The sequence below is a fragment of the Sporolactobacillus sp. KGMB 08714 genome (assembly GCF_036598985.1).
GTDB lineage: Bacteria > Bacillota > Bacilli > Bacillales > Sporolactobacillaceae > Sporolactobacillus.
Window position 1 is genome coordinate 1 of the sequence record NZ_JAUUBW010000046.1, and the last position, 11,698, is coordinate 11,698.

Sequence of the window (11,698 nt, forward strand, 5' to 3'; positions counted from 1 at the left end):
AATAGGGCGAATGGCGACCATTCTAGGGCGATTGTCCGCTGCTTTAGGGCGATTCTTTCTTTTTTCGGGGCGATAAATTCCTGGCGGGGCGATACTTTGCCAGAATAGGGCGAATGGCGACCATTCTAGGGCGATTGTCCGCTGCTTTAGGGCGATTCTTTCTTTTTTCGGGGCGATAAACTCTTGGCGGGGCGATACTGGCCGGCGGCCCGGCTGTATGGATTGGATTTTAGTTCCTTATCGATCATGAGCAGCTGTTTATCGATCGTCGACGGTGTTTAATCGATCTTCAGCAAGTACATCCATTTATCAACCAGGACAGAAATTTATCGACCATCGCAGAAGTTTATTGATCGTGGAAACGCTCTCCGCCTTTCAAGGGGCGGTTTCGGGAAGAGTCGATCATTAATTGACAGAAGGCATAGCAGAACAATGAGCTAAGGGTATACTCATAAAAAATCAATTTATATGACTTTGGAATGTGCCGTGCCGGGGAATGCTATAGACACAGATCGTGATGAGAGGATGGTCTCATTGAAATATTTTAAAATTCTGCTCCTGTTCGTTCCTGTAAGTCTCCTATGCCGTTTTTTCCCTGTTCACCCCTTGTTGAATTTCCTTTTCCCCGCCCTTGCAATCATGCCGCTGTCTTTCTTCATCAGTGAAGCCACAGAGAGTCTCTCACTGAGGATCGGGCCTAAATCAGGCGGTTTTCTCAACGCCAGCTTCGGAAATCTGACCGAAATCATTATCAGTATTTTCGCGCTTCATTCCGGGCTTGTCGAACTGGTGAAAGCTTCCATTATCGGCTCTGTCCTCGGCAACAGCCTGATGGTGCTCGGAACGGCCGCCTTCATTGGCGGAATGAAATACAAGACGCAAAGGATCAACAGGCAGGCGATTGAGTTTTCAAGTACGATGTTTCTATTTGCTGCTCTGGCGCTGATTCTGCCTACCCTCATTGATATCGTTAAAGACAGCGGTCATCCGGACCGATTCAGCGAGAAGATCAGCCTATTTATTGCGGCGGCGATGCTGATGGTCTATGTTCTCGGGTTAATCTTCTCATTTTTCACGCATGCAGATCTGTTTTACACAGGCAAAGAGAAAAACATCATCGAGCGGAAGTGGCCGCTGAAACAGTCTCTGGGTATCTTGCTGGTATGCACCGTACTGGTAGCCGTAGAAAGTGATTTTTTTGTTTCGGCAATTGAAGAACTGTCGAAAATGTTCCGCATCAGCAAATTCTTTATCGGCATCATTCTTGTACCTGTTGTCGGGAATATTGCCGAATATGTTTCATCGATTCTGATGTCATTAAAAAATAAAATGGATATCGCCGTTGAGATAACGCTTGGTTCAAGTCTGCAGACCATTCTGTTCGTGATGCCGGTGCTTGTATTTATCAGCCTGTTCTTTGTCCCGATGGCGATAGACTTCAACATCTATGAACTGGTTGCTCTGGTCATATCGGTCCTGATCGCAAGCAGAGTCTCCGAAGACGGAAAATTGAACTGGATTGAAGGGGTACAGCTCATCGTTGTCTTTCTTGTTATTGCAGCATGTTTTTATGCGGTTTAATTTTAACGGCCCATCATTTCCCGGGGAAGATTGATGGCACTTCGATCATCTCATTTCACAGGATCGGAAAATCATCGCCGTGCGCCCCTTACTGACCACCGGCTCTATGTCATCCGCCAATCTGATCCCGCGCCTCAGAACCGGGTCGGCAATGCCCTTTTTAATCCCCTTTAAAAACTTCAGGATTACAAAAGATCGTCATCTCCCCGCAAAAAAATTAAACGGCTGGTTTCAGAGGCGTCCTAAAACAGACGCTGTCGGTCGCCAAATCTGTATCGTGACGAACGTTATCACCTAATTTAGTGAAGTCAGACCGCACAAGAATTTAAAAAAAAGATAATCCGTGCTATACTGTGCTTGTTGAGGAAAAATTATCGTTATGGATCCATTCCGGCGATCGTGAAGAAATGCCGATTGATTAGAAGATTAAAAAGTGATGAAGCTCACTTGAAATTGCTCGGACGGCTGATGGCTTCTACGTGATAGCGTAGAACTGTCAACCGTTTTTTTCATGCCTTTTTACAGCCGTTTGAGGTTAAAAAAGATGATTAAGGGACGGGAAATCATGAAATCAAGGTCAAAAAGATCAAGAGCTTTGAATTTTGTGCTGATCATTGGTGTCATGAGTTTTTTTGCGGATTTCACCTATGAGGGGGCACGAGGAATCGTCGGCCCTTATCTCGCCATTCTCGGTGCCGGCGCTTTTACCATCGCTTTTGTCACCGGATTCGGTGAATTCGTCGGTTATGCCTGGCGGATCATATCCGGGAATCTGAGCGATAAAACCGGTAAGTTCTGGCCGATCATGATTTTCGGATATGTGGTGCAAATGGCGTCCGTGCCTCTGCTCGCTCTGGCGGGAAACTGGCAGACGGCGGCGATTCTTATCGTTCTTGAGCGATTTGGCCGCGCAACCCGCAATCCCCCGCGCGATGTGATGCTGTCGCATGCCGCCAAAGAAATGGGATACGGATGGGCCTTCGGCGTCCATGAAGCGCTGGATCAATTCGGAGCTCTGTTCGGTCCGCTTGTCGCGGCGGGTATTTATGCCTGGCGCGGCGATTACAAGCTCACTTTTGCCATGATGATCATTCCGGCACTGACAATGCTTCTCCTTCTGGCAGTTGCCCGTTTTACCTATCCCCATCCGGAAGAGCTGGATGATACACCGCCCAACGTAAACACGCGGGGGCTTCCCCGCGTATTCTGGATCTATCTGACCGGCGCCGTCCTGGCCGCCGCCGGCTTTGCGGACTATCCCTTTATGGCCTATCATTTCCAAATGGTTCACAGTGTCTCTTCAGCCGATATCCCAATTTTCTATGCCATTGCGATGGGCGTCAGCGGAGCGGGATCGCTGCTTTTCGGGCGGCTTTTCGACCGATACGGCATCATTATTCTCATCCCTTTGACGATCCTTTCCGCTTTTATCGCCCCGCTCGTCTTTCTGGGCGGATTTTGGGTGGTCCTGATCGGGATTATCCTCTGGGGACTAGGCACCGGCGTCCACGAGTCGATTATTCCCGCAGCCGTCGCCCTGATGGTTCCGGTACAGCGGCGGGCCTCAGCTTATGGGCTGTTCACCGGCGCATACGGCATTTTCTGGTTCCTCGGAAGTCTGCTGATCGGCGCCTTATACGGCTTTTCCATCCAGGCTGTGATCGTATTCTCTATGATTGTGGAATTAAGTGCACTGCCTCTGTTTTTGCTTGTCAAGAAGCACAATTTTTAAAAATAATGATTTTCAGCGGCAAAGCTTATCGGATCAGAAACCCGATGAATCGGTTCAGCAGCGAATCAGTGATGTATTTCAGCTAAGATGATGTCCGGGAAGCGGTGCCTGCAGAAATCCATTTAATTTGTTTTGGATTTACGTAAAATGGCCGGAACCAGGCAAAATAGTTGCCGCTGATGATGACCGTAAAAGAGACGCCGCGGGCTTTTTTGCCGTTTTTCCAGATTCCGCTGTACTTCTTTTTGCCGTATCGGCTATTTGTTTTCCCGCTTTTTTCTTAAAAATAGAAAAGTTAATCCCCAATAAAGGATGAGTCCCAATCCGGTGAATAGCGCAATACTGATTTTCCCGCTGCCTCCCGCCATCCAGCCCGCCGTGGCAGGCACGCCGGTTTTCAAAATTAATCCTCTATAGGTGTCTGAAGTCGGATCGGCTATTTCATACAAGATGTGCCATTCGTTTCAGTCCCGGCCTTCCGAGTTTATATAAAAGCATCAGATGCTTTCATCCGATGCTTTTTCCTTGCAATGCTTCCATTTGTCACCCCGTTCTTTGCCCCTGCGTCAACAGGCTTCGACAACTATTAACCGGGCCGCTCTTTATCACAAACCAAGTGCCTCAGGCAGGAAAATTAAATAGGATTAGAAAGGCACCGCCCATGACTGCACGTCTATCATCATCTGACCTGATTCGTTAGCAGACCGTATTGCCGGCAATGCCGGAATCTCAGTCATTTTTTCTCCGCCATCCTCCTGAAGCAGCAATCAGATTTCATTCTGCTTATCCTCTTCATCTTCTGCGGACGTCTCCGGCTTCTGCTGCTCGCCGAATGCCCGGTTAAACAGGTCCAATCCGTAACTCGTCCGCCTCGGCAGCCCGTATTCCAGCCGAAAGGGGCGTTTGCCGTCGGCCGTTCGCTGCGCACGCATAAAGACAGCCTCATTCGGCAAGTGTTCCTGTACAAGCTGCGTATATTCATACTGATGCGTCACGCCAATCACTGACACACCGGCATCGATCAACCCTTTTGTAATCTGATAATGGATCACCGATCCCTCATGCTCATTGGTCGAGGCGAATGATTCATTCATGAGAATGAGCGAATGGCTTGGCATTTTATCCACCATTTCATTCATCCGCTTCAATTCCTCATCCAGCCGCCCGCTGGCCACATGATCGTCCTCCTCCCTCTTGAAATGTGTGAACAACTGCCTGAAGGGACGCGTCCGGAATTCTTTTGCCAGGACAAACATGCCGGATTGCGCCATTAGCTGTGCCTGACCTAAGCTGCGCAGAAACGTCGTCTTTCCGCCCTGATTGGCTCCGGTCAGGATCAAAAGATGTTTTTCTTCCAAATCAACCGTATTTCCAATGACATGATAATCCGGATCCAGCAACAGTACAGCATTTTTTAAATCTGTTGCTCGTATTCCGTCAGAAAAGACCGGAAAGGCGCAGTCCGTCCGATTGAACATTTGATGCAGACGGACGACGCCTGTCAGCCAGGCAGCCTGTGCTTCCAATTCGGCAAAAAAATCACGCAGTGTTGCATCGATAACCAATAACGTTCGGGCACTTTCATAGCTGATCCTGTTTTCATAGCGCCCGAGCGCTTCCGCTGCTCCATCATCCCGGGGCGGAATCTCAAACGTCATCCTGCTCGCGTTCAGGTGAAAGCGCGCACTGATTTTTGCCCACGTTTTATTTGAAAAGTCGAGTTCCCGTTCACCCACTTCGGTACCGAGATCGGATCCAAGCCGTCCCGAGAAACTAAATCCATGATGATTCAGCATCGTCCGAATTAATGTCTGCATCCCGGAAAGACCGTCTCCGCCAAAATATTCATGCATCCTGTCAAAGAAATGACAAAAAGCAGGAGCGCTGTCCAGAGTGATCCTTTCTTCTAATTTGCAAATCTGAATAATTCCCTGTAAATAAAGATTAATTGTTGCTGCTTTATTCGATAGAAAATAACTGGCCGATTCTTTTCCCATCGACCAATCGCGGTGCCGGACATTGTGAAGGGTCGATTGCGCAATTTGATAGAACTGAGAACTCAAATTTTCTGTCCCGATAGCGGTTTGGACCGTTTTCTGTCGATAGAGCAAGGCATCGGCATCCATTATCGGATGAAAGAACCCTCTCAGCAGGACATGCCGGATAAGATCGTCTTTCTCACTGGCAGCATGAAGAACAGGTTCCAATTCAAGATCCTCAATAACTGATTGTTCGAACGCATCCATTTTCCACGAGGCAGACCAGCTGTCCGACTTATCCAAGAGACAGACTTTCATGACGAATCCTCCCTTTCACCTGATCTGCAGTCAGATGGTACTTATCCAGTAACGAAATCGCATAAGCCTGGCCGTTCAGTCTGGCCCGGATCACTTTAAACGTTCGCTCGGAAGAGTCGGCTGCGACCTGGCTCATCATCGGCACCGTCCCGGGCAAGCGGCTTAAGCTTTCCAGAAAAGTCACATAGATTCCGTGTGCGCCTTTTTCACGCAGCATCCTCAGCGCATACGTCCCCATCTTTTCCGCATCCTGAGCCGTCGTCGATGAAAATAATTCGTTCATGATCACAAAGCTTTTCCGATCGCTTGCCTTGACAATGGCCTGCAGCCGATCAATATCGGCCGCCAGAAGTCCCGTTTGCCATTCGGCACTTTCCTGACGCTGGAAGTGGGTAAGAACATGAGGACGGATGCTTAATCGTGCCGAAGATCCCGGGATCGGCATCCCCAGACTAAAAAGGTAATAATTTTCTCCCGCCATCCGTGAAAAAGTAGTCTTCCCGCCCTGATTCGGACCGGAAATAATTATAAAATCCTCATCTGATTTTAATAAATAATCATTGGTTATAAGAGGAGTCGCAGAGCCGGCGAGTTTGGCAGCCAGCTCGATATCAAAACTATCGTGCACAAATTCGTCATCACCGGCGGCTACAGCCGGCGCAGTAAACCGAACATGCAGCGACTCGGCAATCTGTCTTTCAAAATTGTTAACCGCCAGATAGAAATTCAGTTCTTCAGTCACCCGTTCGAGGACCGGGTCCACGTCATCGCAGTACTGATTATAAAAATCCCGCACCCTCTTGAATGTCCGGGGGAAAAGCTGGGAAAGTGCATGCAGAATCATTGCCTGGAGATTGTTCACACCCCTTTCGTTTTGCAGCGGTTTGATTTCCTGTAAATTCAATGCCTGCGGAGGATCATTCAGCAACGTGCTAAATGCTTTTCTTAAAGATTCATTCAGCCCCGGATTGCTATGATCTGCTTTCGCCACTGTAATCAGCTGTCCGTTAACTACGATCCGATAGCGCAACGCCTTCAGACCCGCCATAATCGCGTGTATGTCCGATCGCAGGCGAATGATCTTTTCCGAACGGACATAGGTTTTCAAAAAATCGATCAGTGCTTTCAGGCCCCGGCTTTTCGGTGCGTCTGCCGTCAAATCGTTCAGAAACCGGTCAATGGCTGATTGATTGTGCTGGAGAGTCGTCACCAATTGATAACCTTGAAGCTCCGGCAGGTAGCTGTGCCTGAGCTGTTCCCGTATGGTGCGGTCTAAGGTCATCTTCTGTTCAAAAACGGCCACATGCCCGGCGATTGCCTTCTCTTTAAAATCTGAAAAAACGGCCTGCCGGTATCGAATCGTTTTCGCATCTTCAACCGGTTGATAAAAAAAATCGAGAATCGGATGTGCGGTTTGCTTCTGTATTTGACCGAAGAGTTGATCTAAATGCAGATCGGTATAGACATCAGCCGTTTTATCACATAATGGCGGGGGCGGGACAAAGGGGAACAATAAACTCGTCAACATGACATGCACCTCATTCCTCAATAAAGTCCAATCCTTTATTCTTCATGCAGGTGCAAAAAGACACCTGCCCTTTTAAAACAAGACAGGTGTCATTAACGAAATTCGTGTTTTTACGGTGGACGCCATCACCACTAATAAGTTATGTTTACTATATCATCTTTCAGCTTTTAATTCAATTTATATATCAAAAACAGAGAAGGACTGCCTGCGCCCCATCCTGCACGGCGGTACGCAGGAAAATTACCATACACTGATGCAATTTCATCAATGAGCAGCAGAATCAGATGCCCCGCGTACCCTGCGTAATCCGAAAAACCTCCTAGTCGCGGAACAAGTCAGCCCTGCTGCTTAGATTTCCACCAAATTTTTCCAGGTTCTCACAAACGCCGTTCTGTCAGCCCTGTACAGAATAGCCGAATGACTCCTTTTCTGTCTAATGAAGCGGGAATTGTCCGATGAGACCATTCACCTCCGCCATAAACATCGCTCCCTATTGCCTGCCGTACCCTTTGACAAAAGTGGCGGCTATCCATGCAGCTGTTTCAAGGGTTACCGGCATCTGTCTTATAGCCGCGGTGCCCGGCGATCGCTTCAATCGATCATCCATGCGCCCCTTCCTTATTGCTCCGTCTGCCGATTTTCTGAGATGCCGGTTTGGTTATAGGCCAATAAAACCATTTGCGTGCCTGTTCGTGAAACGATTGTGACACTGCCGGTGGATGGAATCGATGGAACGGGTACTTGGCCGGTCACTCGCCAAACCAGCGCTCTCAGTACAGTACTGTGAGTAATGACTAATGCATTGCCATCGGCCGGCGTCTGATCGCCAATCTGTCTGAGTCCCCGCTCATAGCGTTCCCAAAATTGCGCGCTCGTTTCCGCCAGCTGATCCGGATCATTCTCATGCAATAGATTCTGTACATCATCCGGCGTATAATCCCATTGTAACTCCCCGCCGTCAATCCCTAATTTATTCCTGATTTGTTGCCACGCTTCCCGTTTGCAGCACCCTTCAAAACCTCCGTAGAAATGCTCGCGGAGTTCCGGCAGTACGACTAATTCCGGGCGAGCGGCGGCACGATTTTGCTGCAGAATCAATTGGCCTGTCTGTTCGGCACGGCTGGTATCGCTTGAATAGGCAGCTGCGAACTCAATTTCTTTCAGAAGATGCCCTGCATGTTCGGCCTCGCGTATTCCACGCTCCGTTAAAGGTGTGCCGCTCCACCCCTGAAAACGGCCCAGTTGATTAAAATAGGTCTCACCGTGCCGAACGAAATACAATTTAATCGTTTTCATAACGATTTTCTCAGCTCCTTTCAGCCGCCACGCTGGAGAACGACGATCTCAGCCACGGATAAGAGACACGCCGTAACCTGGCGGATCAGAAAAATGTTTTCGTACATCCGCTGCTTCTTTCAGCGGACCGCCGCTTAGGATATGGTCCTGCAAAAACGGCTTCCAAAACTTCGGACTGCCGCTCAGCCGTCATTTATTGACAATCAGATGAATCGGTGTCGTAAAAACGGCTCCTTCTTCGACAACATCGGCTAATCCGTTTAATAATTTTTTTAAGTGATCGGAAGACACAACAGATTCGATCACAATCGGCATCTTCTCACTTAGCGTAAATAATTTTTGCCGGTGAATGATCCGGTCCTTGCCATAGCCGATGATTCCTTCCGTCATCGAGATCCACATAGCCTCTTTTTCTTGAAAAAAGCTGAAAACTTTGTCATATTCGCCCTTTCTAAACCATGAATTTTCCTCCTTCGTGTACACTTTGACGGCAAAATAGCGATGTTCATTCAAATCTCTTTCTTCCATTCCCCTTGTCAGACTCATTTGTCCGTGCTTCATGCGCCTTTGTATCTCAGGAACGATGGCTTTAATCTGTTCGTTGTCAGCGACTGTTTCAATAATAAGCGCCAAATCGTTAAACAGCTGATCCTCAAGAATACTGATATGCGGCATCCCCTGATGATCAAGATTCATTTTTCCCCGCCGAATCGTCAAACCCGGGAATCCTTTCTCCCACAAGAAATGCTGCAACCATTGAGAGAAGCGCTGAGACCCTTCCGTCTCCGCCATTTCTCCAATCACTATCCGCAACAAGCTTTGCATGCGAAGCATCCTCTTTCCCGTCATGAAAAAATTTAATGGGACAGCCACTTACTCAGTAAAATAATTCGTGAAACAGAGCATTGATTTGAATTTTCCTGACGAGTCAAAGACTCCGATATTTTTGCCGGCCCCTCTCCCGGAACCAATTTTTTCCTCACCCGGCAAAATAAAAACATCTATCTCAGATACCGACTGACACTGAGTATCCGGGATAGATGTTATCAGCTACCATTAGTTAGCATTATGGTGAACATCATCACCTATTTATCTTGGTTAGCATAGCATAGAACGAATCAAATAACAAATTATTCAGAATCACCCTGCATAAGAACTGCTCCCCCCTGAAGTCGGACAATCAAGCGTCCAATCCGGGGGGATTTTACGATGACCAGATAGGCATTAACGGGCATCCCCTCAACTCATGTATCCAGCCGGTCCGCGGCGTGAAGCGCTATCGATTCTTCCGAAAAGCGATTGTTTTGCACGGGAGGCAGTCTAATACTCCTCTGAAATCCATGCAAACAGCGATTGATTCCTCTGAAAAAAGGGATATCGTGCGCGGACAGGCGTTAAATCGCAGAAACACCCGATCTTTTTCTTCGGCAGCCGCGCGGCCCTGTGAGTCGTGGCCAAAATCGCCGGGAAATGCTTGGTATCAATAGCAAATCGCCGCTTATCGGTAAAGTTCAAAATAGCGACAGTAACAGCCAAAGAATCAACAGTAATCGAATCGAAATCAATAAATGCGAATAATCAGAACAGAAAGATCACCTCTGATTGATTTAATCAACCGTGGTGGAAGTTTATCGGTCGGCACTGGCGGGTTTTCGGTCGCCACAACAAGTTTATCGGTCGGCGCACCCGATTTTTCGACCGTCACGCGCTGTTTATCGGTCGCAGCTGGTTTTATCGGTCAGCGCTGGGATTCTATCGGTCATCACTGGCGGGTTTTCGGTCCCTGCTGCAAGTTTATCGGTCGCTGTACCCGATTTTTCGACAGGTGCAGCGAGTTTATCGGTCGCAGCTGGTTTTATCGGCCGGCGCTGGGATTCTATCGGTCGGCACTGGCGGGTTTTCGGTCGCCGCTGCAAGTTTATCGGTCGCTGTACCCGATTTTTCGACCGTCACGCGCAGTTTATCGGTCTCAGCTGGTTTTCGCTGTAGAGATGGTCTAAATAGTGGACACGTCAAAATGGGATTCTGTCTGATTAAACGATCCTAGAATAGGGCTTGTTCAAACATGGCATACGATCGGGAGTAGGTCGCCAATCTGGTCGTGGAAAACGGAAAAGTGGCCCCATCGAATAAATCTGGAATGAACCGGGCCACCTTTTACACAGGCTTTTTGACCCGATCCAATAAAATGTGACGCGCCATTCCGGTTCGGAGAATCTGCAGGCAGAGGGTGGCTCAAAAGCCTCCTGAAAATGAAGAACAATGGAATTCGCACAAAAATTTCACTCCGGTTCTTTTTATGGTGACATGATCATGTTGCATTTGCTTTCCTGTTATGCTAACTTGATTCAAGGATAAGGATATAGGCGATGACGTTCGCCCTAACAACTGTGCGGGCACAGTTAATGACGTCTGTCTTGATGGAACTCACTCCCATTGCGAGATCCATTCGGACAGGCGTTTTATTTGTTAGACGGAGTTATGACTTTATGTCCGGAAAGCAATAATCGGTAGAGGAGGAATAGTTGTGAAAAAAGGAACGGCAGAGCATAATAACATCCGCTCATTGGGGTGGGTGGCTTTTTTCGGCGGATTCGGGCAGGATATGATGCAGCCGATTTTGCCTCTCTTCTATTCAACGGTCCTTGGATTAAACAAGGAAATGATTGGATTAATCGAAGGATGCATGACATCGCTGGTCAGCATCTTCAGAATACTGTCCGGAATCATTTCCGATAAACTCGGAAAACGTAAATCGATTGTCTTTATCGGTTACCTATTATCGGCGGCAGCCCGCTTTCTTTTCGGCTTCGTGATTCTGCCCTGGGAGGCCTTTTTTTGCCGCCTTGCCGACGGGATTGGAAAAGGGGCTAAAGATGCACCGAGAGACGCGCTCGTTGCCCAATCGTCAAAAGAAGAAAAGATGGGCTTTTCCTTCGGTTATCAGCAGATGCTGGATACATTCGGTTCAGTGGGCGGTCCGCTGATCACAGCGGGCCTGATGTATCTTTTAGCGCAGAGTATGCTGCGTTTTAAATTAATCTTCTTTATTGGCGGGTTAATATCTTTTATACCGCTTTTATTGATCGCCCTGTTTGTCTCAGAAAAAAGGCCGGAAGGAAAAAAGACTGCTTCCTCCCTTGATTTCCATGTTCTGAAAGGCAAATTCCTTATTTTTTCATTAATTACTAAAACTTGAAAGTTAAAAAAGTGCCCTAACACCTTGCCGGTTCTACGTTTTCCACAAGTAAATTAGTTCAAGTT

8 protein-coding genes and 4 riboswitches are annotated in these 11,698 nt (G+C 47.9%); of the genes, 4 read left to right on the plus strand and 4 right to left on the minus strand.

Annotated features, from left to right (window positions below; translation table 11 throughout):
* Nucleotides 1–534: 534 nt before the first annotated feature.
* Nucleotides 535–1,581 carry a calcium/proton exchanger gene (gene cax / locus Q6A92_RS16960; protein ID WP_332238815.1) on the plus strand — a complete coding sequence of 349 codons (1,047 nt, stop codon included), beginning with the start codon at nt 535–537 and terminating at the stop codon, nt 1,579–1,581.
* 423 nt (nt 1,582–2,004) lie between these two features.
* Nucleotides 2,005–2,066: riboswitch (Fluoride riboswitch) on the plus strand.
* Nucleotides 2,067–2,146: 80 nt separating this feature from the next.
* Entirely contained in the window at nt 2,147–3,313 is a 1,167-nt protein-coding gene (locus tag Q6A92_RS16965) for an MFS transporter (protein WP_332238816.1), read from the plus strand.
* 767 nt (nt 3,314–4,080) lie between these two features.
* Here Q6A92_RS16965 and Q6A92_RS16970 read toward each other — a convergent pair.
* From Q6A92_RS16970 to Q6A92_RS16985, 4 genes are all read right to left on the minus strand, one after another.
* Nucleotides 4,081–5,610, minus strand: a complete 1,530-nt coding sequence (locus tag Q6A92_RS16970; RefSeq protein WP_332238817.1) for a MutS-related protein — start codon at nt 5,608–5,610, stop codon at nt 4,081–4,083.
* Complete coding sequence (locus Q6A92_RS16975; RefSeq protein ID WP_332238818.1) at nt 5,588–7,138, minus strand: MutS-related protein; 1,551 nt, start codon at nt 7,136–7,138, stop codon at nt 5,588–5,590. The genes Q6A92_RS16970 and Q6A92_RS16975 overlap by 23 nt, the downstream gene beginning before the upstream one ends.
* A 76-nt stretch (nt 7,139–7,214) precedes the next feature.
* Nucleotides 7,215–7,277, minus strand: a riboswitch (Fluoride riboswitch).
* A gap of 479 nt (nt 7,278–7,756) precedes the next feature.
* Complete coding sequence (locus Q6A92_RS16980) at nt 7,757–8,434, minus strand: histidine phosphatase family protein (protein ID WP_332238819.1); 678 nt, start codon at nt 8,432–8,434, stop codon at nt 7,757–7,759.
* A gap of 189 nt (nt 8,435–8,623) precedes the next feature.
* Complete coding sequence (locus Q6A92_RS16985; protein ID WP_332238820.1) at nt 8,624–9,259, minus strand: DUF190 domain-containing protein; 636 nt, start codon at nt 9,257–9,259, stop codon at nt 8,624–8,626.
* A 205-nt stretch (nt 9,260–9,464) separates the two neighbouring features.
* Nucleotides 9,465–9,529: riboswitch (Fluoride riboswitch) on the minus strand.
* A gap of 473 nt (nt 9,530–10,002) precedes the next feature.
* On the opposite strand from Q6A92_RS16985, the gene Q6A92_RS16990 reads away from it, so the two are divergent.
* Both Q6A92_RS16990 and Q6A92_RS16995 read left to right on the plus strand, forming a co-directional pair.
* Complete coding sequence (locus tag Q6A92_RS16990) at nt 10,003–10,434, plus strand: hypothetical protein (RefSeq protein WP_332238821.1); 432 nt, start codon at nt 10,003–10,005, stop codon at nt 10,432–10,434.
* A gap of 356 nt (nt 10,435–10,790) precedes the next feature.
* A riboswitch (Fluoride riboswitch) is annotated at nt 10,791–10,856 on the plus strand.
* Between the two features lie 105 nt (nt 10,857–10,961).
* On the plus strand, nt 10,962–11,633 hold the full coding sequence (locus tag Q6A92_RS16995) for an MFS transporter (protein ID WP_332238822.1): 672 nt from the start codon (nt 10,962–10,964) through the stop codon (nt 11,631–11,633).
* Nucleotides 11,634–11,698: the final 65 nt, after the last annotated feature.

Bases quoted from the DNA above. Each gene is read 5' to 3' on its own strand.
- Q6A92_RS16965 (WP_332238816.1), top strand. From the start codon at position 2,147: ATGAAATCAAGGTCAAAAAGATCAAGAGCTTTGAATTTTGTGCTGATC.
- Q6A92_RS16970 (WP_332238817.1), bottom strand. From the start codon at position 5,610: ATGAAAGTCTGTCTCTTGGATAAGTCGGACAGCTGGTCTGCCTCGTGG.
- Q6A92_RS16975 (WP_332238818.1), bottom strand. From the start codon at position 7,138: ATGTTGACGAGTTTATTGTTCCCCTTTGTCCCGCCCCCGCCATTATGT.
- Q6A92_RS16980 (WP_332238819.1), bottom strand. From the start codon at position 8,434: ATGAAAACGATTAAATTGTATTTCGTTCGGCACGGTGAGACCTATTTT.
- Q6A92_RS16985 (WP_332238820.1), bottom strand. From the start codon at position 9,259: ATGCAAAGCTTGTTGCGGATAGTGATTGGAGAAATGGCGGAGACGGAA.
- Q6A92_RS16990 (WP_332238821.1), top strand. From the start codon at position 10,003: ATGCGAATAATCAGAACAGAAAGATCACCTCTGATTGATTTAATCAAC.